This window comes from Natronorubrum sediminis (genome assembly GCF_900108095.1).
Taxonomy (GTDB): domain Archaea; phylum Halobacteriota; class Halobacteria; order Halobacteriales; family Natrialbaceae; genus Natronorubrum; species Natronorubrum sediminis.
On the sequence record NZ_FNWL01000002.1, the window covers coordinates 1,180,344 to 1,206,721 of the forward strand.

29 protein-coding genes are annotated in these 26,378 nt (G+C 62.2%); 14 read left to right on the top strand and 15 right to left on the bottom strand.

The genetic code is table 11. The features are described from left to right. The first annotated feature begins 70 nt into the window (after positions 1 to 70). Both BLW62_RS12990 and BLW62_RS12995 read left to right on the top strand, forming a co-directional pair. The gene (locus BLW62_RS12990) at positions 71 to 244 is read left to right on the top strand and encodes a DUF5786 family protein (protein WP_090507427.1); all 174 of its coding nucleotides are present in this window, start codon (positions 71 to 73) and stop codon (positions 242 to 244) included. Continuing rightward, positions 244 to 822, top strand: a complete 579-nt coding sequence (locus tag BLW62_RS12995; protein WP_090507428.1) for an endonuclease dU — start codon at positions 244 to 246, stop codon at positions 820 to 822. Before BLW62_RS12990 ends, BLW62_RS12995 begins: the two co-directional genes overlap by 1 nt. A 20-nt stretch (positions 823 to 842) precedes the next feature. On the opposite strand, the gene BLW62_RS13000 is transcribed toward BLW62_RS12995, so the two are convergent. The 3 genes from BLW62_RS13000 to BLW62_RS13010 all read right to left on the bottom strand — a co-directional run bounded on the left by BLW62_RS13000 (position 843) and on the right by BLW62_RS13010 (position 4,339). Then, the gene (locus tag BLW62_RS13000; RefSeq protein WP_090507429.1) at positions 843 to 1,049 is read right to left on the bottom strand and encodes a hypothetical protein; all 207 of its coding nucleotides are present in this window, start codon (positions 1,047 to 1,049) and stop codon (positions 843 to 845) included. Between the two features lie 748 nt (positions 1,050 to 1,797). After that, positions 1,798 to 2,817, bottom strand: a complete 1,020-nt coding sequence (locus BLW62_RS13005) for a phosphoribosylaminoimidazolesuccinocarboxamide synthase (protein ID WP_090507430.1) — start codon at positions 2,815 to 2,817, stop codon at positions 1,798 to 1,800. A 151-nt stretch (positions 2,818 to 2,968) separates the two neighbouring features. Further along, complete coding sequence (locus BLW62_RS13010) at positions 2,969 to 4,339, bottom strand: MFS transporter (RefSeq protein ID WP_175459745.1); 1,371 nt, start codon at positions 4,337 to 4,339, stop codon at positions 2,969 to 2,971. 169 nt (positions 4,340 to 4,508) lie between these two features. Between BLW62_RS13010 and cofH the strand changes: the two genes are divergently transcribed. Both cofH and BLW62_RS13020 read left to right on the top strand, forming a co-directional pair. Further along, positions 4,509 to 5,882, top strand: a complete 1,374-nt coding sequence (gene cofH, locus BLW62_RS13015) for a 7,8-didemethyl-8-hydroxy-5-deazariboflavin synthase subunit CofH (RefSeq protein WP_090507432.1) — start codon at positions 4,509 to 4,511, stop codon at positions 5,880 to 5,882. A 139-nt stretch (positions 5,883 to 6,021) separates the two neighbouring features. After that, positions 6,022 to 6,780, top strand: a complete 759-nt coding sequence (locus BLW62_RS13020; protein ID WP_090507433.1) for an SDR family NAD(P)-dependent oxidoreductase — start codon at positions 6,022 to 6,024, stop codon at positions 6,778 to 6,780. A 58-nt stretch (positions 6,781 to 6,838) separates the two neighbouring features. On the opposite strand, the gene cofG is transcribed toward BLW62_RS13020, so the two are convergent. From cofG to BLW62_RS13040, 4 genes are all read right to left on the bottom strand, one after another. Continuing rightward, positions 6,839 to 8,023: a 7,8-didemethyl-8-hydroxy-5-deazariboflavin synthase subunit CofG gene (gene cofG / locus BLW62_RS13025; RefSeq protein WP_090507434.1), complete on the bottom strand. Its 1,185-nt coding sequence runs from the start codon at positions 8,021 to 8,023 to the stop codon at positions 6,839 to 6,841. Positions 8,024 to 8,089: 66 nt separating this feature from the next. After that, the gene (cofC, locus tag BLW62_RS13030) at positions 8,090 to 8,797 is read right to left on the bottom strand and encodes a 2-phospho-L-lactate guanylyltransferase (protein ID WP_090507435.1); all 708 of its coding nucleotides are present in this window, start codon (positions 8,795 to 8,797) and stop codon (positions 8,090 to 8,092) included. A 247-nt stretch (positions 8,798 to 9,044) separates the two neighbouring features. Then, positions 9,045 to 10,226, bottom strand: coding sequence for a tubulin/FtsZ family protein (locus BLW62_RS13035; protein ID WP_090507436.1), 1,182 nt, complete (start codon positions 10,224 to 10,226; stop codon positions 9,045 to 9,047). A gap of 250 nt (positions 10,227 to 10,476) precedes the next feature. Then, a complete protein-coding gene (locus tag BLW62_RS13040; RefSeq protein ID WP_090507437.1) occupies positions 10,477 to 11,397 on the bottom strand; it encodes a complex I NDUFA9 subunit family protein in 921 nt (306 codons plus the stop codon). A 124-nt stretch (positions 11,398 to 11,521) separates the two neighbouring features. Between BLW62_RS13040 and tmk the strand changes: the two genes are divergently transcribed. Beyond that, positions 11,522 to 12,124, top strand: coding sequence for a dTMP kinase (gene tmk / locus BLW62_RS13045; protein ID WP_090507438.1), 603 nt, complete (start codon positions 11,522 to 11,524; stop codon positions 12,122 to 12,124). Between the two features lie 200 nt (positions 12,125 to 12,324). Here the strand turns inward: tmk and BLW62_RS13050 are convergent, their stop codons facing one another. Next, a complete protein-coding gene (locus BLW62_RS13050; protein WP_090507439.1) occupies positions 12,325 to 12,555 on the bottom strand; it encodes an Lrp/AsnC family transcriptional regulator in 231 nt (76 codons plus the stop codon). Positions 12,556 to 12,676: 121 nt separating this feature from the next. Between BLW62_RS13050 and BLW62_RS13055 the strand changes: the two genes are divergently transcribed. Together BLW62_RS13055 and BLW62_RS13060 are read left to right on the top strand one after the other, a co-directional pair. Next, entirely contained in the window at positions 12,677 to 13,396 is a 720-nt protein-coding gene (locus BLW62_RS13055; RefSeq protein WP_090507440.1) for a potassium channel family protein, read from the top strand. Next, a complete protein-coding gene (locus BLW62_RS13060) occupies positions 13,396 to 13,626 on the top strand; it encodes an Lrp/AsnC family transcriptional regulator (RefSeq protein ID WP_076581344.1) in 231 nt (76 codons plus the stop codon). The genes BLW62_RS13055 and BLW62_RS13060 overlap by 1 nt, the downstream gene beginning before the upstream one ends. A 263-nt stretch (positions 13,627 to 13,889) precedes the next feature. Here BLW62_RS13060 and BLW62_RS13065 read toward each other — a convergent pair whose 3' ends face one another. After that, positions 13,890 to 14,414, bottom strand: coding sequence for a DUF5813 family protein (locus BLW62_RS13065; protein ID WP_090507441.1), 525 nt, complete (start codon positions 14,412 to 14,414; stop codon positions 13,890 to 13,892). A gap of 195 nt (positions 14,415 to 14,609) precedes the next feature. Between BLW62_RS13065 and BLW62_RS13070 the strand changes: the two genes are divergently transcribed. Then, the gene (locus tag BLW62_RS13070) at positions 14,610 to 14,789 is read left to right on the top strand and encodes a hypothetical protein (protein WP_076581352.1); all 180 of its coding nucleotides are present in this window, start codon (positions 14,610 to 14,612) and stop codon (positions 14,787 to 14,789) included. A 31-nt stretch (positions 14,790 to 14,820) separates the two neighbouring features. Here the strand turns inward: BLW62_RS13070 and BLW62_RS13075 are convergent, their stop codons facing one another. Both BLW62_RS13075 and BLW62_RS13080 read right to left on the bottom strand, forming a co-directional pair. Then, on the bottom strand, positions 14,821 to 15,210 hold the full coding sequence (locus tag BLW62_RS13075; protein WP_076581354.1) for a DUF7522 family protein: 390 nt from the start codon (positions 15,208 to 15,210) through the stop codon (positions 14,821 to 14,823). A gap of 95 nt (positions 15,211 to 15,305) precedes the next feature. Beyond that, entirely contained in the window at positions 15,306 to 16,592 is a 1,287-nt protein-coding gene (locus BLW62_RS13080; RefSeq protein WP_090507442.1) for an O-acetylhomoserine aminocarboxypropyltransferase/cysteine synthase family protein, read from the bottom strand. Between the two features lie 125 nt (positions 16,593 to 16,717). Between BLW62_RS13080 and BLW62_RS13085 the strand changes: the two genes are divergently transcribed. Both BLW62_RS13085 and BLW62_RS13090 read left to right on the top strand, forming a co-directional pair. Continuing rightward, a complete protein-coding gene (locus tag BLW62_RS13085) occupies positions 16,718 to 17,362 on the top strand; it encodes a helix-turn-helix domain-containing protein (protein ID WP_090507607.1) in 645 nt (214 codons plus the stop codon). Between the two features lie 62 nt (positions 17,363 to 17,424). Beyond that, complete coding sequence (locus tag BLW62_RS13090; protein WP_245726722.1) at positions 17,425 to 17,757, top strand: HalOD1 output domain-containing protein; 333 nt, start codon at positions 17,425 to 17,427, stop codon at positions 17,755 to 17,757. 183 nt (positions 17,758 to 17,940) lie between these two features. Here the strand turns inward: BLW62_RS13090 and gpmI are convergent, their stop codons facing one another. Continuing rightward, positions 17,941 to 19,485, bottom strand: coding sequence for a 2,3-bisphosphoglycerate-independent phosphoglycerate mutase (gpmI, locus tag BLW62_RS13095; protein WP_090507443.1), 1,545 nt, complete (start codon positions 19,483 to 19,485; stop codon positions 17,941 to 17,943). Positions 19,486 to 19,701: 216 nt separating this feature from the next. Here gpmI and BLW62_RS13100 point away from each other — a divergent pair, with 216 nt between their 5' ends. Next, positions 19,702 to 20,118, top strand: a complete 417-nt coding sequence (locus BLW62_RS13100) for a thiol-disulfide oxidoreductase DCC family protein (protein WP_090507444.1) — start codon at positions 19,702 to 19,704, stop codon at positions 20,116 to 20,118. Positions 20,119 to 20,131: 13 nt separating this feature from the next. On the opposite strand, the gene BLW62_RS13105 is transcribed toward BLW62_RS13100, so the two are convergent. After that, positions 20,132 to 20,392 carry a hypothetical protein gene (locus BLW62_RS13105; protein ID WP_090507445.1) on the bottom strand — a complete coding sequence of 87 codons (261 nt, stop codon included), beginning with the start codon at positions 20,390 to 20,392 and terminating at the stop codon, positions 20,132 to 20,134. Between the two features lie 138 nt (positions 20,393 to 20,530). Between BLW62_RS13105 and BLW62_RS13110 the strand changes: the two genes are divergently transcribed. Beyond that, positions 20,531 to 21,808, top strand: a complete 1,278-nt coding sequence (locus BLW62_RS13110; protein WP_090507446.1) for a DNA double-strand break repair nuclease NurA — start codon at positions 20,531 to 20,533, stop codon at positions 21,806 to 21,808. Here BLW62_RS13110 and BLW62_RS13115 read toward each other — a convergent pair. Continuing rightward, positions 21,805 to 22,152, bottom strand: coding sequence for a DUF7113 family protein (locus BLW62_RS13115; RefSeq protein ID WP_090507447.1), 348 nt, complete (start codon positions 22,150 to 22,152; stop codon positions 21,805 to 21,807). The two genes, BLW62_RS13110 and BLW62_RS13115, sit on opposite strands and share 4 nt — an antisense overlap. 373 nt (positions 22,153 to 22,525) lie before the next feature. Between BLW62_RS13115 and BLW62_RS13120 the strand changes: the two genes are divergently transcribed. Next, positions 22,526 to 23,155: a DUF7344 domain-containing protein gene (locus tag BLW62_RS13120; protein ID WP_090507448.1), complete on the top strand. Its 630-nt coding sequence runs from the start codon at positions 22,526 to 22,528 to the stop codon at positions 23,153 to 23,155. Between the two features lie 234 nt (positions 23,156 to 23,389). Continuing rightward, positions 23,390 to 25,249 (top strand): ATP-binding protein, encoded by a 1,860-nt coding sequence (locus BLW62_RS13125; RefSeq protein ID WP_090507449.1) that lies wholly within the window; start codon positions 23,390 to 23,392, stop codon positions 25,247 to 25,249. A gap of 26 nt (positions 25,250 to 25,275) precedes the next feature. Here the strand turns inward: BLW62_RS13125 and BLW62_RS13130 are convergent, their stop codons facing one another. Next, positions 25,276 to 26,244, bottom strand: coding sequence for a CAP domain-containing protein (locus tag BLW62_RS13130; RefSeq protein WP_090507450.1), 969 nt, complete (start codon positions 26,242 to 26,244; stop codon positions 25,276 to 25,278). Positions 26,245 to 26,378 lie beyond the last annotated feature (134 nt).

The following is a 26,378-nucleotide window of genomic DNA, read 5'->3' on the forward strand; positions in this document are numbered from 1 at the left end:
GACGACCCGGCCGGCGTGTGAACGAACTGACCACGAGATTTTTCACCCGGAAAGACGTAGTGATACCCGTATGGGTTTTGGGAGTTACGACGAATCTGAGCAACAGGAAGTAGACGCCGACTTTGACGACGAGGAAGCGGTACAATCCAGTGAAAACAACCACGACGGGACGATCGAGTTCGAAAACGGTGCCTCGAGCGACGAGTTACTCGATCGACTCGAGGACATCAAAGACGAGGAGTGATGAAGCCCGGGGTGCGGGCGCTGGGAATCGCCGAATCGGTCGGGCCGAGCGACGAGCGAAGCACCCTCGCCGGCGTCGTCGTCCGTCGTGATCGAGTCGTCGAAGACGCCGCCTTTCGGTCGTGTGCTGTCGGTGGAACCGACGCGACGGACGCCGTCTGCTCGCTGCTCGAGGAGTGTGTCCGGCCGGACGTCCAGTACGTGCTCGTCGGCAGCGTCGCCCCCGCGTGGTACAACCTTCTCGACCTCGCACACATCCATCAGCGAGCCGACCGGCCAGTGATCGCCGTTACGTTCGAAGAGAGCGACGGCCTCGAGGCAGGACTCCGCGATGCCTTCAGCGGTGCGTCTCTCGAGGACAGACTCGAGCGTTACCGCGCGCTGCCGCCGCGACGGTCCGTGTCAGTTACCGACGAAACCGTCTACGTCCGTCACCTCGGCTGTGATGCGAGCGACGCCGCGACGGTCGTGCGGGCGTTCACTCCTGAGGGCGGGCGACCAGAACCGATTCGGGTCGCGAGCGCACTCGCTCGAGCGGGGAATCAGTACGCGGGCCGGCGCTCTCGTCTCGAGGAGTGACGGCAATTGGTCGCGAAGAATTAGTCGTCGCTTGGCTCTGCGTCGGGCGTGGCCGCGGCGGCGGCTCCGCTCGTCTGACCGCCCCACGAGGAGAAGACGGGAGCGAGTGCGAAGGCGACCATCCCGAGGACGAAGACGGCAAGCATGACGCTTGCAACGACGGTGATACCGTACGTTGGGTCGAACGGAACGATACTCGCGACGGTTCCACTTGCAGCGAGGGTCATTGGTGCTCGAATGGTAGTTTTTCGCCGGAGCAAATGAGTATTACTTTTCGCGGCGACGAAGTAGATATATTGTGCTGTGATAGCAAATACCTATGAGAACGTAGAGGGCTCAATGGCGTCAGACAACGATACTATTAATTGCTCTTTGCTTCACATCCACCGTGTATTTATAATAGGTAATATCGAATGGGACGATAATCAGCTTGTGTTAGGAACGGTTGGAACTGCTGCCGGAATGACTTCGCTTGAAAGGCTTTCGCGACAGATAACGCAAATCATCGCACAATATGACAGTAAATAGTACTACAACAGAACACACGGTAGATCCGGCCAAATCAACGCAACGGCGTCTCGGTATCCTTCTCGTTCTCGTCGTCTGTTACGGTGGGTTTCTCTATTCATTGGGCTACGGACCAGTTGGAAGCCCCCTCACTGTCGCTCTCGGTGGATGGGTTATCGGCCTCTCGTTCGGAATCGGACTCGGGTTTGTCGACCGATATGGGACCTCGAGGCCCGCGCGTTTCGTTCGACGGTACAGACTCGTCGGAGTAATTGTTTTACTCGCACTCAGTGCGCTCGTTCCGATCAGGGGTGGAATTGCTGCCGCCGTCGAAACGATGCCCGTCGCTGGGACAGCCCCATCACTGTTCGTCGGTGCAATCGCATTTTCGCTCCTGGTGGGATACGTCGGACTCGAATGCTGGGTGTATTACACACGGGAGTGAATAGCCGACGGTCGGGCCCTAAATTACAACCGCTGAACCGCACCGATCGCACTCGAGAGCGGCGGCGCGTCGAACAGTTCGTGGCCGGTGTAGGCGTTCGCGCCGGCACAGTAGAGGTTGCGAGCCAGTTCGATGACGTCATCCTCGAGTGGGTCTGGGTCCGCCTCACAGAGCGATTTCCAGTCCGCTACGTCGGTCTCTTTGGCTTCGGCTTTCGCGTCTTTGACGGCCTGCACCCACTCTGGCTGGGTTCGCTTGTGATACTGCCGGAGAACCTCCTTGGAGAGTTGAGTCCCCTCGTAGCTGAATCGGTTCTCGTCGAAGGTGCCCACGACGTCGGCGACGCGAATCTCGCCTTGGTAGTACAGACACTCGATCTTGCCATCCTCGTGAACCAGGTCGGCCGATTCGGCTTGCTCGGTGATGATCCGATTGACCTCTCGAGCGAGCGACTCGAGGTCCGAAATCGAGGCGCGACCGGCGATGGCGTCGGCTTCCTCGCGCTCGAGGTAGCGGTCGCCCTCCTCGTACTTCGTCGAGAATTCGACGATCGGATCGTCGAGTTCGACGACCCCCTCGGGCCACTCGTCGAAGGCGAGGCCGTGATCCGCCGGATCGGTTCGTCGGCGGAGGCTCGAGCCGATAGGGACCCGATTTCGGAAAACGATCTCGAGGGGGATCAGGTAGTTCTCGCCGGCGGCCTCGTGGTAGTGATCGTAGTCGTACTCGCGGCCGTCATTCGGCAGGTCGGGCACCTGCGTGAGGTCGATCGCCATCTCCCAGGGCGGACGCGACGCTTCCTCGAGGGGGACGACTTCGCCCTGCTCGAGGACGCCGCGGTAGTGGGTCGCCACGCCCTCGGACTCGAGCAGTTCGAAGTTGTACGCCCCCATTGCACAGAGGCTCGCTCCCTTCTCGGGGATCTGATCGGGCATCTTCCCCCAGTCGAAGACCGAGTACGCGTCGGTGAAGACGAACGTCCCCCGGCCGAGTTCGTCGGCCGTCGCCGCCTCGTCGATTCGGAACTCCTTGACGCTCGTCACGTGTGACACCTCTGATCGTGGCCGCCGCCGCAGTTCATACCTCAGTTGCCGTGTCCGGACCGTAAGAAGGTTTCAGTATCTGTCGCGGACTCGAGTGATCGCCGGGAAAACACCGCCCCGACACGCCGCCATTACCGAAACACGACTGCGGTTACCGAGGGGACGCGTCGTTCTGGTCGTTAGAGGGACCCTCGAGCAAGCCGAGCACGGAAACGACGACGATCACCGAGGCGGCGACGAGCAGGATACCGGCGACGACGAGGAAGGCGACGAGCACGGACGTCACGTCGATGAGCGCCCCGAGAACCGCCGGGCTCAAAACGGCACCGAGTGAGAGTCCGGTGAAGAAGAAGCCGAAGCTCTTGCCGGTCGAACCGGCCTCGGCCATGGTCGTCGCGAACGTATCCCTCGAGGGTAACGCGATACCGATCGCTGCACCGACGAACGCGAAGAGGACGGCGGCGACGACGAAGGTCATGTTCGGCGCGACGGCGACCGCAGCGACGGTGCCGACGGCGGCGACGGCGAACGCACCCACGAGGACGGGCTGGAACGGCACGCGATCGGCCAGCGGCCCGCCCGCGATGACGCCGACTGCGGTGCCGACGAGGTACGCGGTCAGTACGTTGTTCGCGCTCGCGTCGTCGAAACCGAGCGAGTCGACGGCGAACACCGTCGTGAACGACTGCAACGCGACGATCGCCATCATCGAGAGCAGGTAGAACACGAAGACGACGAGCAGGCGGGGCTGAAGAAGTTGGGCCGCGGTCTGGCGGAGCGTCGATCCGGGGGTGGTCGATTCAGTGGTACTCGGCTCGCTCGAATCTGACTCGGTCGTCCGCTCGTCGATCGGATTGTCGGTCTCGAGTTCACTCGCGATGCCACCGTCGTCGCGTCCGCCGTTCGTCTCGCGAGTGTGGATCTGCCGGCGGTACACTGGTGCGGCAGTGACTGCGAGGACCGCAGCGTAGAGGAATCCGAGCGAGCCGGCGACGAACAGCGCCAGTTGCCAGTCGTACCTGATCCCGATTCCGCCGAGCAACACCGGCGCGGCGGCGAACCCAGCGAAGCCCCCGAACGTGTGCAAACTGAACGCCTTCCCCTGGTTCGACTCGGTCGTCACGCTCTCGAGAAACGCGTAGTCGGCGGGGTGAAAGACCGACTGACCGACGCCCGAGAGGAGCGCGAACGCGAGCAACATCCAGTAGGAGGTCGCCGCGCCGGCGAGCGTGATCCCGAGTGAGGTCACGACGAGGCCGCCAACGAGGATGCGTTTCGCCCCGATTCGGTCGACGAGTTCGCCGAGGGGAATCTGGAGGACGAGCGTCGGGATGTAAATCGCCGTCACGAGCAGTCCGAGTTCGCCGGTCGTCAGATCGAACTCGGCTCCTAACAACGGAAACAGCGGCGGGAACGCGAGCAAGTAGATGTGCGAGAGAAAGTGCGCACCCGAAATCGCTCCCACGATGTACGCCGTTTCGTCCCGTCGAAATCGTCCCCTACCAGTCGGCGAGCGTTCCATTCCTATCACGTGCTGAGCCTCACACGGGTTCATTGTTTCGGAAGGTCCGACGCGATTCGACCACTCGTCGGCATAATTCTCCGCTATTCGGGAGAGACAGTCCCGACTTTCCGGTGAGGGACACGACAATCCATCACCCTTTTCTCACTGTGCGGGTATTGCTTCCTCGATGGAGCGCCCGGTGACCGAGGCAGATCTGACGTTCGAGCACGTCCCCGAGACCGACCAGTCCTTCGAGAACGCACTGGCGAACGCACGCGCCGGCGACCGACTCACGGTCGACGACGCGATTGCACTACTGACGACGGGAACGGACGACGAGGGAATCAACCGAACCCGCAAAGAACAGGTGCTCGAGGCTGCCGACCGGCGACGCGCAGACGTCGTCGGCGAGGAGGTCACTTTCGTCGCGAACCTGAACAACAACGTTACGACGGCCTGTAACGTCGGCTGTCTGTTCTGTAACTTCAAGGACGCCGCACACACCTTCGAACGCGACGCCGAGGTGGAGACGGCCGGGTTCACCAAGACGCCAGCGGAGTCCCGCGAGATCGTCTCCGACGCCGTCGATCGCGGCATCTACGAGGTTACCTCGGTTTCCGGGCTACACCCCGCGTTCGCACTCGACGAAGAACACCGAGAGATTCTCGAGGCCCACCCCGATCCTAAGGCGGTCAATTACAAGCCCCCAGAGCGGTACGCGACCGATCCGGGCACCTACGTCGAGCAGATGGACGCGATGAGCGTCGACGGCGTCCACGTCCACTCGATGACGCCCGAGGAGGGCTACCACGCTCGACGAGGCACGGAGTGGTCCTACGAGGAGGTTTACAGTCGCCTCCACGACGCCGGTCTCGATACGGTTCCTGGGACGGCGGCCGAAATCCTCGTCGACGAGGTCAGAGACGTCATCTGCCCGGGAAAGATCGATACCGGCGGCTGGCTCGAGGCCATGGAGGCGGCCGCGAACGTCGGCATGGGGCTGACGGCGACGATGATGTACGGACACGTGGAGAACGAGGCCCACCGCGCACTACACCTGAAGCGGGTGCGTGACCTTCAAGAGCGCGTCGACGGCGCGATCACGGAGTTCGTCCCGCTCTCGTTCGTCCACCAGAACACCCCTCTCTTCGAACACGACGTCGTCTCCGGCGGCGCGAGCACCGACGAGGACGAACTGCTGATCGCCGTCTCACGGCTCTTTCTCGACAACGTCGATCATATCCAATCCTCGTGGGTCAAGTACGGCGACGAGCAGGGGTTGAAGATGCTCTCCTGTGGCGCGGACGACTTCATGGGGACGATTCTCTCCGAGGAGATTACCAAGCGCGCGGGCGGCGAGTACGGCGAGTATCGATCGTTCGCGGACTACGCCGACCTGATCACTTCGGTCGGGCGAGTCCCGGTCGAACGATCGACAGATTACGAGACCCGCCGAATCGTCGACCCCGACGAGTCGCCGATCGGCCCACGACTCGGGCCGAAGGCCGACGGCACCCCGCTACTTTCGACCGAGGAACAAGTCACGCCAGCGGACGACTGACGCCCTCGAGCGGTCCGCGTCTCGACTCTCACCGCCCAGTTCCGAACCATTCGCAGGGTCGTTCTCGCGTCGATCATATCTGTGGGAAATATTGGCACACGCCGGCACTTTATTGTAGGATGTTCTCGGAGCAGAGAGTATGCGACTCGAAGACAAGACAGCATTTATCACGGGAGCCGGCTCCGGACTCGGACGAGAAGCAGCCATGCGCTTTGCCGAAGAAGGCGCCACGATCGTCGCGGCAGATATCGACGGCGAATCGGCCGAGGAGACTCTCGCGCAACTCGAGCAAGAGGGGCACGAGGGGGCGGCACTCGAGGTCGACGTCTGTGACGCGGCGGGGGTGCAGGCGGCGGTCGACGAGACAATCGCGGAGTACGGACTCGACATCATGGTGAACAACGCGGGGGTGAGCCACCAGCGCGCGTCGATCGAGGAAATCGAGGAGAGCGAACGAGATCACGTGATCGACGTGAACGTAAAGGGCGTCTGGAACGGCTGTCAGGCAGTTATTCCGCAGTTCAAAGACCAGGGCTCCGGAGCGATCGTCAACACCGCGTCGCTGGCCGGCGTCATCGGCGCGCCACAACTCGGGGCGTACTCGCTGTCGAAAGGAGCCATCGTCAACTTCACGCGGACGGTCGCGTCGGAGGTCGGTCCACACGGCGTGCGCGCCAACGCGGTTTGCCCGGGCGTCACCGATACAGCGATGCCCCGAAGTAACCGAACCGAAGAGGAGTGGGAGGCGACCAAAGAGGAGATGTCCCGGTACTACCCCCTGAAACGTCTCGGCGAACCCGAAGATATCGCCAATGCGATGTTGTTCCTGGCGAGCGACGAGGCCGACTGGATCACCGGCCACGCACTCGTCGTCGACGGCGGTTTCTCCTGTTCGTAACGCCGTCCGTCGGTATCAGAAACGAACACCTGCCAGCTACCATCGGCCGCGTTACTCCTCAGAGGGGCAAAGCCGACTGCTCGAGTACCGACCGATAGCGCTCACCAGCCTCGTCGTCGGCCGCGAGTGCGTCACGAATCGTCGGTGAAATCCACTCGCGATCTGCGTTCGGGTTCCGATTCCCGCTCGCGCCGACGGTTCCGTCAGCAGCCACGCCGTCGAACGCGTCGGTTCGCAGGTCGTCTGGAAGGAATCGTTCGTACACTGGCAGCCGTTCGCCGAGTGGTAGGGCCGCGGAGGCAGCGATCTCCTCGAGTTCGCGCAGCGCGGGCCACTTGTAGTCGGGGTTGATGTGGTCGTCCGTGACGGGCGAGACCCCGCCGAGGTCGTCGACGCCGCAGTCAATTAGCTCTCGAGCGGGCGCGAGGTTCGGCGGCACTTGGACCGAAATCTCCTCGGGGAGGGCGACGCGGGCCATCGCCGTCACCCGTCGCATCGCCTCGAGGGCAGGCGAGCCGTCCGACCAGCGCTCGTTGTCGACGACGGGCTGGACGATCACCTCCTGAACGTGATCGTAGCGCTCGTGCATCTCGCGGATGGCGAGGAGACTCTCCGCGCGGTCGCGCCACGTCTCGCCGATGCCGACGAGAATGCCCGTCGTGAACGCGACGTCGAGTTCACCCGCGGTCTGGATCGTCCGGAGTCGCTGTCCCGGCTCTTTCTGTCGGGGGCCAGCGTGAGCGTCGACCTCGGCCGTCGTCTCGAGCATGACACCCATGCTGGCGTTGACGTCGGCGACCGTCTCCATCTGCTCGCGGGTCTGGTCGCCCGGATTGGCGTGAGGCAAGAGCCCCTCCTCGAGGGCGACCTCGCAGGCCGCGCGCAGGTAGGTGTGAATCGAGTCGTAGCCCCACTCGGAGAGTTGCTCGTGAATCTCGGTGTAGCGCTCGTCCGGGTCGTCGCCGAACGTAAAGAGCGCCTCCGTACAACCTGCGTCAGCACCGCGCTTGCAGATGTCTCGGACCTCCTCGAGGCTGAGCAGCGAAGCCTGTCCCGGTGCGTCGAAGTACGTACAGTACGTGCAGGTGTAGCGACAGGCCGTCGTCAGCGGGATGAAGACGTTCCGTGCGAAGGTCAATTCCGGCGGTGCGTCGACGTCGTCGGGAGTCACCGCACAGAGGTCGTCGACCGCCGTCTCCTCGACCGTCAGATCGACACCGTACTCGCTCGCCCCGGGAAACATTACCTCGAATTCCCGTGGCTCGACACATAAGCGCTTCACATCGTACGACGGCCAGTGGAGGTGGTCCTATTCAGTCGAGGAAGGCGTTGCTCGAGCGATTCCGACGCGACCACTCGAGCGCTCGAGTTCGAATCCGAGTCGGCGAAGACAAGAGCGGGTGCGATTCGACGCCGATCCGTGGACGAGCACCTCCACGAGGTCCTCGGGTTCGTCGATGTCCGTGCCGAGACGAAACGAATCGACCGTCTCGAGTGTCGCCCCACCGTTGGACGCTTCCTCGCAGTGGTCCAGATAGGACGCCCCGTGGTAGTCGACTCGAAACGCTGGGTGACGGACGACGAGTGCGTTCGTTCCGCCACCACGACCCGGAGCGACGACCACGTCGCCGTCCGCGCCGAACAGTCGCTCGAGCGCGTCGGTCGTCGCGAGTGCGAGATCGGCCATGACGACCGCAACCCCATCAATTTCGCCGTTCTGAGCGGCGGCGTCTTGCTCTCGCTCGTCTCCACCCGGAAGGCGAGCGTTGACCGCGTCGGAGAGCGCTCGCTCGTCGACATCGACGGAAACCGACTCGAGGACGTGTCCCTCGAGATCCAGCGTGGTCGTTTCGAGGGGCGTCGTCGACACGATCACCACCTCGTGGCCCGTCTCGACGACCGTCTCCACCACATCCGCGAGCATCGCTCGAGCCAGTCGCGAGCGCTCCGCTGGGGACAACAGCGACTCGAGTCGGGTCTTCGGGTCGGCGGCGGCGAACGGCACGACGACGTGCATTGATCGATCGATTGGGACGACGCGGGCAAAAACACGTCGGAGACGAATTGTCGCGTCGCTCTCGAGTACCAAAAACAAGTGATAGGGTCGGTTGTAAGTCATTTCCAGTCAGTCACCACCCGCTCTGGCGACTGACCGGTAACCAGTTACGACCGACCCTATGACGCCACAACCCACCGTTCGACCACGATCGTGCCCCCCGACACGAATGCGGCCGCTGGCGTCATCGCACCGGACGAATTCGAGCCTAAAACAGCGGCTCGAGTTCGTCCTCGTCGTCTTCGACGAGTTCTTCTAAGTTCTCTTCGCTCTCTTTCTGGATGTCATCCATGTTGTCTTGGGCCTCGATCGCAACCTGCTGCAGGCGTTTGATCCGTGGCACGTTCGTGACACCCGAAAGCAGTATCGCCGCAGCCACTTCCGGCTCCTCGCGCGGGAAGTCTCCACCACGGACTTCCATGCTGCCGGTTTCCTCCTCGAGCCACTTCCGCCCGCGCTCGATGCCTTTTCGGTTGAGGTACTCCGATGGCCCGGAGACGACGAGCAACGCACGCTCTGCGCCTTCGATCTCACAGGGTAGCGTCAGCCGGCCGAGTGCGGCCTTACGAACGAGGCTCGTGATTCGGTTCGTCGTGTTCGCAGCGTCCAAATTGTCGGTGTTCCCACCGCTGTCGCCGGTAAAGCGCGAGAGGAGGCCGCCGCCCGTATTGACCTCGACGTCCTCGCTCGCGAAGCCGACGGTCGAGACACCACCACCCGAGAGGGTGTTGATGATCTCCGAGGAGTCGACGACGCTCTCGGCGACTTCCTGATCGCCGCTGACTTCGCCCGCACCGAAGAGAATGCCGAACCGACGGACGATCTCTTCGTTGATCTGGTCGTAGCCACCCTCGACGGACTCGCCGGTCTGTCGCCAGGAATCGTTGTCGAAGACGAGTAGATTGTCGACTTCGCGAACGAACGTCTGGAACGAGCGAGCCGCGTTGAGCGTGTAGATCCCGCCTTCGTCGGTTCCCGGCAGCACGCCGAGTCCGTAGACTGGGATCGTGTAGATCCGTTTGAGGTGTTTCGCGAGGACCGGCGCGCCGCCGGATCCGGTGCCGCCACCCATTCCGGAAACGACCAAGAATGCGTCGACCTCGTGGGTCGGAATCTGGTCGATTGCGTTCTGGACCTCGTCGATGTCCTCCTCGGCGATTTCCGCGCCGAGTTCGTTGTCTGCACCCACGCCATGGCCCTTCACGCGGGCCTGGCCGATGAGTACGCGATTCTCCTGTGGTATATTCTCGAGACCGATGAGATCCGCTTTCGCGGAGTTAACGGCAAGCGCCGCACGGACGATTCCGCTGTTCGTCCGATCGTCGTAATCGAGGAATCGATCGACGATCTTGCCACCGGCCTGTCCGAATCCGATCATCGCCAACTTCATTATTTGTCAGGGGGCTCCGTTGAATTGGAACCAGAGTGATTAAGGACATAAATCTTTTGTTGGCGTGAATGTCTGCTCTCGTTTTGTGTTCGAAGAAACTGGGGGCAAGCGCGCCGTTGAACGCTCGAAATGGGCTCGAGAAACGCCCTCATAGCGACACTGGTCCGTTGCTTTATACTGTCCCATTGCACACATGGCCGGGAACTCGAGGCGATCGCAGGTTATGTTGGGGATCTTTTATATTCGCGGTTCAGGCGGACAGTCGCTGTGGGTCCCACTGTCCGTGACCGTTCAATCCAAGGTACGCACCGAGCGTCTGCAGGTCGTCTTCTGTCACGTCAAACGCCGTCACGTCGTTGCTGACGACCGTGTTGTCCAACTCGAGCGAACGCGCCTGATCCGGACCGAACGGAACGAACGGGACGGGGCCGACCGCTTTGAGTCCGACTTTCGCGAGCGCACTCGGAATCGGGAGGATCGTGACCGACTGGTCCTCGGCTTCGTAGAGCAGTTCCGTGGCATCCGCGAGCGTCACGATCTGTGGCCCGGCGAGTTCGTAGCGCTGGCCGACGTGACGCGCGTCCTCGAGGGCACTCGCGAGCAAGGGAACGAGATCACCGACCCAGATCGGCTGAAACCGCGTCTCGCCACCACCCGGCAACCCGGTGACGTACGGGGTCGTGACCAGTTTCGTAAACTCGAGGAACTCCGCGCCGTCGCCGAAAACGACCGAGGGACGAACGATCGTCCACTCGAGGCGAGAGTCTGTGACGAGTGTTTCGGCACGGCCTTTCGCGCGGATGAAGTCGGTGGGACCGTTCGGGTCAGCATCGAGTGCACTCATCTGAAGGAATCGTTCGACGTCGTGTTCCTCGGCGGCGCGGACGAGGTTCGCCGTCCCGCCCGCGTGAACGGTCTCGTGATCGAGGCCATCCGGTGGCTGGAACAACGGCGAGAGCGAGACGAGGTTGACGATTGCGTCGGAGTCCGCGACGGTGTCGACGATCGAATCGTAGTCGGTGACGTCGCCACTCACGCGCGAGACGTCGACAGGAAGGTCGCCCTCATCCGGGTTGCGCGAGAGCGCCGTCACGTCGTGGCCGCGTTCGTCGAGTTCCGCACAGAGTTCCGTTCCGATAAAGCCGGTTCCGCCGGCGACGAGGACCTGCATACGGGGACGCTATCCCGTGCAACGGTAAATAGCTGGTTGACGCTTTACACTCACAGGTGACTCGAGGACCCAACCCAGCAACTCGATGGATTGGAATAAGTAGCTCTCTCCCAGAGGTGCGAGCATGCTGGTCACGCTCGAGGGGCTAGACGGCAGCGGCAAGACGACCGTCTGGGAGGCGCTTCAGGAGACCTATCCCGACGCGACGTTCACCCGCGAACCGACGAACGACTCCTGGTACGGCGACGCCGTCTACCGATCGATCGGAGACGACGACGCGGACTCGCTCGCGGAACTGTTTCTCTACACCGCAGACCACGCCGACCACCTCTCCCGGAAGATCGAACCCGCCCTCGAGCGCGGCGACCTCGTGATCTCCGATCGCTACTCCGACTCCCGCTTCGCCTATCAGGGCGCGACCCTCGACGCGTCCGACCGACTCGCGGTCGACGACCCCCTCGAGTACGTCGTCGACGTCCACGAACCGTTCTCCAGACCGCCAGACCTGACGCTCTACCTCGACGTCGACCCGAAGACGGCCGCCGAACGTGCGGGCGCGACGAACAAGTTCGAACGCGTCGAGTACCTCGAGTCGGTCCACGCGAACTACGAACGATTGCTCGAGCGCGAGCCCGAGCGATTCGTTCGCGTCGACGCGAGCCAGGAGCCGGACGCGGTGCTCGAGGAAGTGCGAGAGGTGCTGGCAGAAGCGATTGGTGGCGAGTAACGTCCCAACCGACCGGAATGCGCTGGCCGGGAACGCGACTCGCGCACCGCGAGCGGGCCGACGACCGATGTGAGCGAACGACTGAACGGAGTGAGAGAACGGAGGGAGGAGTGCGTTTGGTCCAGGTTTCATCGAGGGACACCGCGCTGACGGCCGCCTTGCTGCCCTCAGCGCGGCAGACCGCAGGGTGAAAGCTGGGTTTAGTCCATCGCGATGTACGTCTTCGTCTCCGTGACGCCCTCGAGACTCTGTAATTCCGAGGAGACGCTCTGAAGGATATCGTAGACTTCCGCGGCGTCGATCTCGACGATAATGTCGTAATCGCCAGCGACGATGTGCGCGTCGGACACTGGCTCGAGGTCCCGAATCGACTCGAGGAGCCCCTCTGATTTCCCGGCTGCCGTCTTCACCATAATAAATGCGTGAACCATCGCTCGAGGGTGTGGTACACTATCACACGACTAAAAGCTTTGCCCGTTCTCGAGCGGAAACTGAACGGCTAGCATGGTAATTGGGGGCAAGCTTATTGGTGGGGCGAGCGTACTCCGGGCCATGCGGTTCGTGATTATCGGGGCAGGACGAGTCGGCTTGCGCACGGCGCGTGTCCTCCGAGACGAAGGCCACGAGGTGACGTTGATCGAACGCGACGAGGGGATGATTCGCCGGGCCCGTTCCCAAGAGTTCACCGTCGTCGACGGCGACGGCTCGAAAGAAGACGTGCTCGAGACGGCCGGAATAGCCGACGCTGACGCGTTGGGGGCCCTGACGGGCGACCTGAACGTCAACTTCACGGCCTGTATGATCGCCAACCACCACGGCTGCCGGACGACCATGCGGATCGACGAGGCCTACCGCGAGAACATCTATCGGACGTACGCCGACGAAGTCGACGAGGTGATCTACCCCGAACGGCTGGGTGCCATCAGCGCGAAAAACGCGCTTCTCGGGGGCACGATTCGGGCGATTGCGGATATCGCGCCCCACTTGCAGGTCGTCGAACACACGATCACGGACGAGGCCCCGACCAACGGCTACACGGTCAACGAACTGCAACTGCCCGCACATGCGACCGTGCTCGCCTTCGGCAAGTCCGGTCAGGAACTCGAGTTGCCCGGCGACGACCTCTCGCTCGAGGTCGGCGACCGACTCGTAGTGCTCGCAGATTACGACGTGTTGAGCACGGTTCGACAACTACTGATCGGCGAGTCGGAACGGGAGGCGAGTGCTAACGCGGGCTCGGACGCGACCTCGAGCACAGGAGGTGTGAACTGATGGTGACAGCATTTATCATGATCAAGGCGAACACGGGCGAGGCGGATCGACTGCGAGAGAGCATTCAGGACCTCGACGGCGTCCAATCGGCCCACATCGTCGCTGGCGATGTCGACATCATCGCGAAAGCGCAAGTCGACACGCCGGCGGCGGTCAAAGAGATCGCCGCAACCCAGATACAGGGAATCTCGGGCATTGAGAACACGCAGACGTACATCGCGATGGACTAAAGCACCGACCTTTTGCGCTGCGGGTCGGCGAAGCCGACCCTCGGCAAAATCTTCAACAGAGCGCTCGCAGTCGTTGAACGGGCGAATGCCTGCCCTCCCCCATTGAGTGGCGGCCACGTCGCCGCGATACTCGGAAGACACTCTATGTGTCTTCCGTTGGGTCACGCACCGCTCGCGGTGCGCGAGGCCCGCTCCCGGCCAGCTGAACGATTTGATATCCGATCCCAATAGAGAGCAAGCGGATGGTGACCGGTGACTCGTTTTTACATCGGCATACCGCCGCTCTCGCCCTCGCTTGCCTGCTGACCGCGGTTCTGGGCGTTCTCGAGTAACGTCGCGGCGGGGCCCCGGTACTCGTAGCCGGGGATGATTCCCTGTGCGTACGTGCCTTCGACGTACTCGACGAGTGTCTTGGCGTCTTCGACTCCCTTATCGGCGTCCCAGGCAGTGTACTCGAGGGAGACCGTCACGTCGCTCGCCTCGCGCTCGACGACCGGGTCGTCGTGGGTGTCGGTGTGGGCGACGGTGTAGACGTCCTCGAGTCGTCGCTCGAGCGTCTCGAACCAGCCGTCTTCGACGACTGACGCGACGGTCTCGCCGGCGACGGCGGCGTCGAGCGTAGGGAGCGTGACGGTGACGTGAAAGCGGCCGTCTCGCCCGTCTGGGGCGGGTTCGGCGTCGATGTGCGTCTCGAAGACGGTTGTTTCGAGTTCGAAGGCGTCGTCTGCGCGCGCGAACGAGTCATGAGACTCGAGTTCGGCCGCGATTTCGTCTGGAAGGGTGCTCATTATGGGTTCGAAGGGTCGTGAGCGAAAAGGGTGTTACGCTGTCAGCCGACTGTATCGTGGAACTACTATCACGAAGGTAACCGTTACAGCGGGTAAATCGCCAGACTGCGGCGAGATCGTTTCACGATCGTAGTCACGGCTTTCGGCGACAAATGGGCTGCATTACTACAATGGATATTGCCGTTTTCCGTCGGCATGAGTCTCGATAAACACGCCGCCGAACGCCGCCGATTCGCTCGTCTGCTCGGAACCGACGGTGAACTCGGCTGTGGCTTGCCGATCGGCACCCACTCGAGTCGCCACGCCGGCGACGATGCCGACCGCGACCATCCTCCGAAACGAACGGCTCCCTCGAGCGACTCGAGCGGTGAGTAGGTGCAGAAAGGGAGTGCGTCGACGCGGGTAATTACTCGATTTCGCGGGAGTCGAGGAACGAATTGAGCGCCGTCGCGACCTCCTCGAAGTCCTTGACGGTGAGTCCGTCGGTCGTGACGAAGACGCCTTCGCTGTCGTTCGTGACGCGGATGAGGAAGCCGTTGTCGAAGACGCGGATCGTGTAGTTGTAGTCGCCGAGTTCCGACCCGTCGTAGGCCGTTTGGGCGGTCTTGAAGCCGCGCCACTCGTGGCCGATGAACGTCGAGAGGTCGGCGTCGCGCTCGAGGTCGTCGCGGAGGTACAGTTGTTGGTAGTCGTCGCGCGCGAAGTACGTCGCCGACCGAAGGCTGTCGCCGATGGCCGTTCGGCAGGTCGTGACGATCTGGTCCGCTGCGTCCTCGGTGAGTAGCCCGGTTGCCATAGCGACCACTCGAACGTCCGACACCTTAATGACGATGGATATTACTGTCCACCTGATAACACGTCGGCGACGGAGTCGACCTACGCGAAGTCGACCTACGCGAGTTCGATCGCTCGCTCGAGGTCCGCGATCACGTCGGCGACGTCTTCGATACCCACGGAGAGGCGGACGAGGTCGTCGGTGGTGCCACTCGCCAGTTTCTCCTCCTCGGTGAGTTGCTGGTGGGTCGTGCTTGCCGGGTGGATGATCAGCGTCTTCGCGTCGCCAACGTTCGCCAGCAGACTCGCGAGGTCGACCTCGTTGCAGACGGTCTCGGCCGCGTCGTAGCCATCCTCGAGACCAAACGTGATCATTCCACCGTAGCCGCCTTCGAGATACTCGCTTGCTTCCTCGTGGGTTTCGTGACTCTCGAGGCCGGGGTAGTTGACCCACGAAATCTTCTCGTGGCCCTCGAGGAACTCGGCGACGGCCATCGCGTTCTCGCAGTGTTTTTCCATTCGAAGGGGCAGCGACTCGAGTTTCTGGAGGGTCGTCCAGGCGTCGAAGGGCGACTGCTGGTTTCCGAGGTCGCGCAGGCCGCGGGTTCGAGCGACCATGGCGAACGCCATGTCGCCGAACGTTTCGTAAAAGTTGACGCCGTGGTAGGCCGGGTTCGGCTCCGAGATTTCGGGGTAGTCGCCCTTTTCCCAGGGGAACGAGCCGCCGTCGACCAAAACCCCGCCGACCGTCGAACCCGCGCCGTGGAGCCACTTCGTCGTCGAGTTCCAGACGAGGTCCGCGCCGTGCTCGAGCGGGCGACAGAGGTACGGTGTCGCGAACGTGTTGTCAACGAACAACGGCACGTCGTGGTCGTGGGCGATGTCGGCGATGCGCTCGATGTCGGGCGTGACGAGGGCGGGGTTGCCGATCGTCTCGAGGTGGACGAACGCCGTGTCGTCGTCGATTGCTTCCTCGTAGGCGTCGTAATCCAGCGTGTCGACGAATTTCGTCTCGATACCGCGCTTTGCGACGGTGTGGGTGAGGTAGGTGTAGGTGCCGCCGTACAGCGACGAGGCGGAGACGATGTTGTCGCCGACGTCGGCGAGGATGAACGTCGCGAGGTCGAATGCGGCCATTCCTGAGGCCGTCGCGAGCGCACCGACACCGCCCTCGAGCGTCGCGATACGCTCTTCTAACATCGCGTTCGTCGGGTTCATGATCCGCGAGTAGATGTTTCCGGCCTCCTCAAGTCCGAAGAGGGCTGCCGCGTGATCGGTATCGTCGAACTCGTAGGAGGTGGTCTGATAGATCGGTGGCGCTCGAGCCCCCGTGGCCGGGTCGGCCTCCTGTCCGGCGTGGACGCTGTTCGTCGCGAATCGGTGGTCGTCGGCGTCGTCGCTCATGTGGTTTTCTCCCACACGGTAGAACGCAAAAAGTGTTCGCGAAAATTGCCATCGGCCGGGAACCGACTCGAGCGGGCGATGGTGGCCTGCACGAAACTTTTCAGCTGTTCGGTCGTACGCTGTTCATGGCCATCGAAGCCTCGTTCGTCGCAACGGAAGGTGAGTTTCCGCTCGCCGAAGTGTTCGCGAAGTTTCCCGCCGGCCGGATCGAACTCGACAGGGTCGTCCCGACGAACAAGGTACTCGTCCCGTACTTCTGGCTCGAGAATGCCGACGAATCTGAGATTACGATGAGCGGTATCGAGCATCCCGGCATTGAGGACTTGCGCGTCATCGACGACGTCGACGGTAAGGTGTTCGTCCGGATCGACTGGAATTTCGAGTACGAGGGTATTTTAACGGCTATTCTCGAGACGAACGTCTCACTCGTTTCGGCCATCGGGAAAGAAGAACGGTGGACGTTCGAACTTCGGGGGACGAAACAACACGACATCTCCGAGTTTCAAACCTACTGCCGTGAACGAGACATTCCCGTCGAACTCACGCAACTTCACGCGCTCTCACCGATTCGAAACAAATCCGACCTGACCGATACACAACGTGAAGCGTTGATACTGGCGTACGCTCGAGGCTACTACGATTCACCCCGCGAAGCATCACAGGAGGAGATCGCCGAAGAGTTGGGGATTACGAGACAGGCGGTCGCCTCGAGATTACAGCGAGGGACCAGACGGCTGATCGCGGGGTCGATCGTCGAATCGGCCGAATAAGTATATAAACGCATTACGCAAGCAACAGTCAGAACTACTCGTCGCAGTCGCATCGATACAGTGTGAGCCAACTCGATTCCCTCGACGAGGGGGGTACGATTTTGTTGCAGTCAGCGGACGAGGTCGAATTCGACGAGCGACACGAACGCTACCGCGTCTCGTACGATCCATCAGTCGACGATACCAGTCTCGCCGTCGTCACCGCCGTTGGAGTCGCATCGCAAACAGATCCAACACAGTTGCCGCCACTGTACGACGCAGTCGATCCGACTGGCCTCGATACTATCTTCACCGAGACGCAAGCCGACACGCAGGTCACGTTTCGCTACAGCGACTTCGACGTCACCGTCTCGAGCACCGGCGTCGTCACCTGCACACCGATTACAGCAGGGTGAGAACCGTGTGACAAACGGGGAGTACGTCGAGTGCAGCGACTGTGAGTTCGTGTACATTCCCGAAGACGAGACGTCACCCGCCCCTCGGAACCACAAATCGTGTCCGAACTGCGACGGAACGACGTTCCAGTTCATCGACCCGAGGTAGCGGGGGAGTGACCGCTTTCTGCAGAATTGGTATCGTCACTCGAGTAGTGACTCGCCGGTTATCTCGAGGGGCTGGTCGATCCCGAGCGCCTCGAGCAGCGTCGGCGCGACGTCGGCGAGGGTGCCGTTTTCTCGGATCGATCGCCCGGCGCTCGAGCCATCAGGGGCGACGTATACCACGGGAACACGGTTGTACGTGTGTGCCGTGTGAGGCGCAGCTTCGGTCCCCATATCGTCGGCGTTGCCGTGATCTGCCGTCACGAAGACGTGTGCGCCGGCTCGCTCGAGCGACTCAGCGAGTCGGCCCAGTTGCGCGTCGACGGCTTCGACGGCCTCGATGGTCGCTTCGTAGTCGCCCGTGTGCCCGACCATGTCGGGATTGGCGTAGTTGAGGACGAGCACGTCGGGGCTGTCGGCGCGTGTCTCACCACCCTCGCTTTCGATACGAGAAACCGCCGCTTCGGTCACTTCGGGGGCGCTCATCTCGGGTTGTACGTCGTAGGTCGCCACGTCGGGACTCTCGACGATTTCGCGAATCTCGCCGTCGAACTCGACCTCGCGGCCGCCGTTCAGGAAGTAGGTGACGTGGGCGTACTTCTCCGATTCGGCGAGCCGAAGCTGCGTCTTGCCCGCGTCGGCGAGCACCTCCCCGAGGACCTGCTCGGGCTGATTGGGTGGGTACGCGATCGGCAGGTCGAACGTCTCGTCGTATTGGGTCAGCATGACGATCTCCGTGTCTGGCGGGCTGGTCGCGAACTCGTCGGTCCAGTCCTCGGGACGGATGTCGGCGAGCATCCGCGTGAGCTGGCGCGCCCGGTCGGAACGGAAGTTGAACCAGACGACCGAATCGCCGTCCTCGAGTGCCGGCTGGCCGTCGATACGGGTTGGCTCGACGAACTCGTCCGTCACGTCCCGCTCGTAGGAGTTCTCGACGGCCTCGAGAGCCGATTCCGCCTCGTGGTCGGCCTCGCGGTTCACGATGGCGTCGTAGGCGCGCTTCGTTCGCTCCCAGTTCTGGTCGCGGTCCATCGCGTAGTATCGGCCCGAGACGGTAGCCACGTCGCCCGTCCCGTGTTCGTCGACGACGGCCTCGAGCGTGGAGAGATACTCGCGACCTCCCGTCGGGGACGTATCCCGACCGTCGGTAACGGCGTGGGTGACGGCCTCCACGTCACGGTCGGCCGCCAGTTCGATCAGCGCGTGGAGGTGGGCCTGATCCGAGTGAACCCCGCCGTCGCTGACGAGGCCGAGAAAGTGGACTCGTCCGCCGTTTTCCCGCGCCCGCTCGAAGGCCGCGTTGATGGCATTGTTTTCCCGGAAGGAGCCGTCCGCGATGGAGTCCGAAATGCGCGTGTACTCCTGGTGAACGACCCGACCAGCACCGATGTTGAGGTGGCCGACCTCGCTGTTGCCCATCTGTCCGTCCGGTAGGCCGACTCGTCGGCCCGCGACCTCGAGCGTCCCGTACGCGCCCTCGGCCGCCAACCGGTCGAAGTTCGGCGTCTCGGCCGCGTCGACGGCGTCTCTGCTCCTCCCGTCGCCGAGTCCCCATCCGTCGAGGATGATCAGCGCAGCGTCCATGTGCGAGGGGTCACGTGCGCGGCGTAACTACCTGTCGTTACCCGCCGGTATCGCGTCCCTATTGTCGCTCGTCAGTGTCGCGTCCCTATTGTCGCTCGTCAGTGTCGCGTCCCTATTGTCGTTCCTCGCAGTGTGGCGGTTCGCGGTCGCTCACCACCCGCCCGGTACCCGGACCGGAACGCTGAATTAACGGACGACCTAACAGTCGTGCAACCGATGGCCACGGAGATTCCGGACGACGATCCGATCGTGCTCTTCGACGGCGTCTGTAACCTCTGTCACGGCTTCGTGCAGTTTCTGGTTCCTCGAGACACCGACGAGCAGTTCTACTTCGCCTCGCTGCAATCCGACGTCGGCCAGGAGTTATTGGCCGACCACGGACTCGTGGACCACGACCTCGAGTCGGTCGTCCTGATCGAAGGCGAGCACTGTTACGTCAAATCGGGGGCCGTCATCCGAATCGCGCAGCTACTCGGGGGCGTCTACCGACTGCTCGGGCCGTCTCGCTTCCTCCCGCGTCGCCTGCGAGATTGGGTGTACGACCTCGTCGCGAAACACCGGTATCGACTCTTCGGCCAGAAAGACCAGTGTATGATGCCAACTGGAAACGTTCAGGAACGCATTCTCGAGTAGCGACATCGCCGGCTTAGTCCCGGCGGTGATTGAACGTCGCCCCGCAGTCACCACAGACGCTCGAGCGCCCGGGTGTCGTCCGCTGGGCGAAGACGCCGCCGCAGTCGTCACAGATCATGTAGAGGCGGTGTTCGGGCGGGGTTCCGGCTTCGAACGTCATCCGGATCCAGGCGTCGGTGTCGGTTTCGTCGTAGAGGGTCACGCTGCTGCCGTGTTGACGCCAATTGATAGATACACTGTCAGTTTCTGCAACACGTCCGGTTCGCTTGGACATCGGTCTATGCGCACGAATTCTGTCCCCTCTCATAATTTTTCTGATGGAATTGTAACGCGGTCTCGAGTAAACGTGTCGCCGAGGTCGAACTCCAAGCCGACCGCTGACTTTTTGCAGGTGGACTGAGCGTCACAGCGTATGACACTCGATCCGGTTCACTACGACGGGATCGCGCGACTCGCGAGGCGGATCGATCACGGTGCCGACGAGCGCGACCGGCGCGCGCTCGCCGAAACGGTCTGGGGCCAGTTTCTCGACCCGCTCGTCCACGACGGCAGGACCATCGTCGAGCCAGTCGACGAGCAGCGTCGCCGTCACGTCGACTGCGAGGACGTCGCCCTCCAGGAACGGTCGTTTCCGACCGAACACGGCCTCGACGCGGGGACGATCAACCCGACGACGTTCAAAAACGGCCTCGTCATCGACATCGCACAGGCCGCGATGAGCGCGACGCCGAGCGACCTCGACCTCCATCGCTCGCGAACGACGGTGATGACTGTTCACTCGAACGACGAGACGATGACCGTCGACGAAAACTGGCAGAAAGACGATGAGGGGTACCTCCGGAGTCGCGCTGTGAAGATTCCGCCGCTGCCCCGGTTCGCCGAGGGCGTCGTCCACGCGCTCGCACTCTACCTCGCGGAGAGCAAACACGCCTGTGATCACGCCGAAATGGTGGAAGACCTGCTCGTCCTCGACGGCCCGATCTACCCGCGTGGATTGTTACGCTGGGCCGACCAGCACCCCGATCTGGCCGACTTCCTGCTCGAGGACCCGCGCCCGACGACGGTCCTCGAGAACTACGTCCGGTTGGTCGAACGCTTCGTCGACCGCGAGGTTCCCCTCGTGGGGTTCGTGAAGAATCCGGCGACCCGCGTCATCACGCGAACGCTGAAGAACAAACGCGACGCCGACCTGGCGACGCCGTGGAACGACGACTCGGCGCTGTTCACCCGCCTGCTCGAGCGCGGCGAGTACGTCGACGACGTCGAGGGGGATCGCTGGGAGCGAGACACCTCGGCGCTCACCTACACGAACTGGTTCCGGTCTCGAGGCGGCGTCGATCGGCCCCTGTCGGTCGACGGCGACGCACTCGGCGTCGATCGAAAGCTCTCACACGAGGCCTACGAGGTGACCTTTTTCGTCGTCTACGATCCGCGTGACGACCTCGTCTACCGCGTCGAAGCACCGTACGCGTTCACTCGCCAGTCAGAGTTGCGCGAACGGCTCACGCTGCAGGTGCTACAGAACGTCGCGATCGCACACGGCCCGCCGACCATCGTCCAGAAGGCCGACGAACTCGCCCGAATCAGCCGGTCGGAAAAAGCCTCGCTCCGGGAGCGACTCGAGAGTCAGTTCGATACGACCCAAGCGCGGACCTACGACGATCACCGGTGGGCCGAAGAGCCCTACTAACTCGAGCGGTTCGACTCGACGTCGGTTTCGACCTCGAGGTCGACCGTTTCCGGGTCGAGACCGATTCGAGCAAACTGCGTTCGGACGTGTTCTTTCGCGGCCTCGAGGGCCTGATCGCGAGTATCGAAGCCACGAGGCATGGGCGATTCGAACGCGAGGTTGACCTCGCGGTCGCCGACGAGTTGCGTCGAGCCGCCGCTGTCGACTTCGTAGAACTCGTCACAGACCCAGACGTACGCGGCGTCTTCGTCCGGTGCCCCACGAAACGTGGGTGCGCGCTCTCCGCGTTCGTATAAGGTACCGGAGAGTTCGGTTCCGCCAGCCCGTCCGCAGACGATGAGCATAGTCGTTCCTACGTGTCGTAACTGCAAAAGGACACTGGCGCGAACAAAACACTACGGCTGGGAGATGACGGCGTTGGTTTTGATGCCGAACTCGTCGCTCGATTCCGACGACCCGTTACTGTTCGGTGATCGGAGACTGACTAATTTCTCTTCAAACTGACAGTGCTTTCGGCGGAGTAACTCGTCTATCCTGGCTGATATAGTTTCGAGTTAGCAATGCACACAATCTCGGCGAGTGTCGTAAACAGCCATTACATGGCTTGTTCAAGCATACCACGGGCGAGTAGTGCTTGGTTAGCCGAGTAATCAGTACTTCTCGAGCCAAATCGTTTTGGAAACGTGCTTATCCCTGATGCAGCAGTTGCTGTGATTGATGAGTTCGGAAGCGTCATCCGGCAGTGACAGGAAGTGGACTCCGCTCGAAGACATCCCATCGGAGTGGTACGATATCCTTCGAAATCCGCGACGACTTCGACTACTCGAGGAACTTCGCATGCATCGAACACGGGTGTCGCTGGCGTCGCTGACCACGGCAATCGTCGAACGGGAATCGCCCGACGTCTCGAACGGGGAGGCACGCTACAACGTCCGGCTCTCGTTGCTCCACAATCACCTCCCCCGACTGGCCGACTACGGCATCGTCGAGTGGGACACCGAGAGCGGTGTCGAACTCGTCGACGACTCGCCGCTCTATCCGGCCGACCTCTCGCGACTCCTCGAGTACTGTCGCCAGGAAAACGGTGAGGACCTGCTCGAGGCGATCGTCCACCCAGTCCGTCTCGAAATCGTCTCGTTGCTCACCGAGCACGAGCAACCGGCCACCCTCGAGTACATCGCGTCGACGCTCGCCGCACACGACGTGGGAAGCACAGATCCCCTCCAAGTAAAACGCATGCTCCACCACGTTCACCTTCCCACGCTGGAAGCAGTTGGCCTCCTCGAGTTCGATCACGACACCGGTGTCGTGACCCAACAGGACCAACACGTTCAGACGATCCGGTAGTCGGATGCGTGACGGATAGACAGACGGTCGACGTATAGTCACTGCCCATTTCGCTTCGGTTTTCTTCGTTCGTGGTACTTCAGGGAGTCCGAGAGACGTTCGTCCGGAACGAGTACGTCTCGAGGCGTCTCGAGCGTCTCCGGAGGGATATCGAGTCGATTCAGATAGTGGCGACAGCCGGACAGTCGTGCGAGGAGGGAAACGGGTTTGAGGACGCGCTTTCATGAAGGTGATATGACCGACCTGGGTGACTTCGGTGAGCATTCCGCCGCGTCCAACTCCGAGAGAGCCGGCGACGCCGTCGAATCCGACTCGAGCGCCTCGAGTGGGGAGTCGACCGGGACGTCCGGCCAACCGATGGACGACTTCGAAGCGACCGGCGTGGAGCCACGCGGCGAAGACGTCGGTATCGGTGCCGTCTGCGTCTCGCAGGGACTTCGCGTCGCCGAGGACGGCGACGAGACGACCCTCCGTGCGTACGTTACACAGGAGAATCGATCGGACATTCGACTGGGCAGTTACCTGCTTGCACCGTATCCGGGCGAGTCGGCCGGCCCCGGTGGTGACGGCGAAACGCTGTTCTGTCGCATTACCAGTCTCGAGTACGATCAACAGTACCACGCAGACGACGCGACGGAGATCCACGCACGCCGCGCGATGCGCGCCGACGATGTCGACGAAGCCGACTACAAGTTCGTCGCCGAACTCGAGCCCGTCGCCGTCCTCTACGACGACGATGGCGAACTCAAACGGCGGATGACCGACCGGGTTCCGAAACCCCAGACGGTGATCGAGCAGGCCGACGACACCGAACAGATCAAGACCGGTCTCAAGATGCCCGAAGACGGCGTCTTTCTCGGACACCTCTCCGTCGGCGGCGAGAAGGTCACTACCGCCGCCTCGCCACCCACGATCGATTACCGACTGAAAGACGACTACGAGGCGGGAGATCCGCTCATCTTCCGACACAGTCTCATCGCCGGCGGCACCGGCTCGGGGAAGACCCACGGCGCGAAGAACGTCCTCCGGCAGTTCCTTGCCGACGAACGGACCTACCCTATGGCCGACGGTCGCGAAGTCAGCCCCGCCGTCGTCCAGTTCGACCCCCAGGACGAGTACGCCCAGATGCACGACGACAACCCCGACCTCGAGAGCGACTTCGCCCGCCGCCTCGAGCGTGAGGGAATCGCCTACGGCGGTCACGACGACACGACGGCGTTCGTTCCGAAAGTCGGGTCGGCCTCCTACGCCGCGGGCCACCACCGCGCTCAGCAACTCGAGTTCACGATTCCGTTCTCGATGGTTCACGAGAACCCGTGGTTGGTCGCGGGCAGCGGGTTGAACGACAACCAGTACGGCGCGCTCGTGAGCGTTCTTCTACCCCGATTCCGGGAGCAGTACGGCCCGGACGCGACGTACGACGAATTCACGACGTTCCTCGACGACCCCGCCCTGCGCGAGGAGTTAGACGAATCCGGACGAGTCCACGAGGCAACGTTCGACGCGGTTCGACGACGCGTCCTCGGCTTCAACCAGATTTTCGATCAGGACGCCCGGCCGATTACGGATATGGTCCACGAGTTCGTCCGCCCCGGCGGGCTCTCCGTCGTCCCGACCTACCACATCAACGACACGCGGGCGACGGAGACCATCGTGCTCGCCCTCTCCTCGCTGCTGATCGACGAAAAGCTCTCGAACGACTCGACCTACGAGCGGATCAAGGAGACGCCGCTCGTCCTCGGCATGGACGAAGCGCACAACTTCCTCACCGACGCGGACAGCGTGCAGGCCGGGAAGGTCATCACAAAGTTCACCGAGGCCGCCAAACAGGGCCGAAAGGAGCGTCTCGGGCTCTTTCTCATCACGCAGGACCCACAGGACATCCACGACGCCGTCTTCAAGCAGATCAACACGACGGTCGTGCTCAACCTCGGCGACGAGGACGCCATCAAGAGCGTCAACATCCCGAGCAACCTCGAGTCAAAGGTGCCCTACATGGAGAAGGGCCAGATGGTCGTCTACTCGCCAGACAACTCCGAACCAGTCGAGTTGATCGGACTCTCGAAATGCGTGACGCGTCACGGTCGGGACTGAAAAAAGCGATCGACGTTCGCGGTGTGTCAGCAGAAGTTCTGCGTGGCGTACACCTGTCCGTCGTCGGTGAGGTGGATACCGATGCCCTGATTCTCCCACTGGTCAGCGAGGAGGTTCTCCTCGTGAGCCGGTGAGTTCATCCACTGGTCGACGATACCCTCGCCGAGCTCCTGTTCGTCCTCGTAGTGGACGGTCCCGCGGTCGTCCGTGTCGACCGGCGTGTCGTACCACGTCTGGGCGATGTTCTCGCCGCCGACGTACCCGTTCACGTTACACTCGTACCCGGCTTCTTCGTACCTGTCTGAGACGTCGTTACCCTCCGGGTCGTCGTGGGCGAAGTAGCCGCGTTCGGCCATGTCCTCGCTGTGTGCATAGGCGATGTCACGGAGTTCGTCGTCGAACTCGAGTTCGTCGACGCCTGCGGCGGCGCGTTCTTCGTTCACCGCTTCGTGGGCGTACTGTTCGGCTGCGTCCTGATCGAAGGCTTCGTCGTCAGTTTCGTCATCGGCGTCGTCTGCGTCATCTTCATCAGCATCGTCTGCGTCGTCCTCGTCGGCATCATCTGCGTCGTCAGCGTCGTCCGCGTCGTCCTCGTCGGCATCATCTTCATCAGCATCGTCTGCGTCGTCCTCATCGGCATCGTCCTCGTCATCAGCGTCGTCGTCGATCGTATCGACCCCGTCGAGCAGTTCCTCGACGAGCGATCCGAGGTCACCATCGAGACCGAGACTGTCGAATATCGAATCGACGACGTCATCATCGCCCACGTCCACGCTCACGTCGCTGGCGGGGGCGTCACCGCCGTCACCAGCCTCCGACGTCGACGTTATCGTCGTATCGTCTGATTGATCGGTGACAGCTGATTGTGAAACATCGTCACTGTTGGTCGACGCGTCATCGACCGTGCTCGAGACGGGCGCTGCGGCCCCCGCACCGATCATGCTCAGGATGAGTATCGTTGCGACTGCTGCGGTCAGTATCGATTTGTGTTTCATCCGCAGTATATTTCACGAGAGATACGACAATAGTAACAGACCAGCTACCGCTCAGGATGAAAATCGTAGCCGTTGGACAGTCCCTGTTAGCGATGCGCACCGATAGTTGAACGACTGAAACGTACTGTACTCTG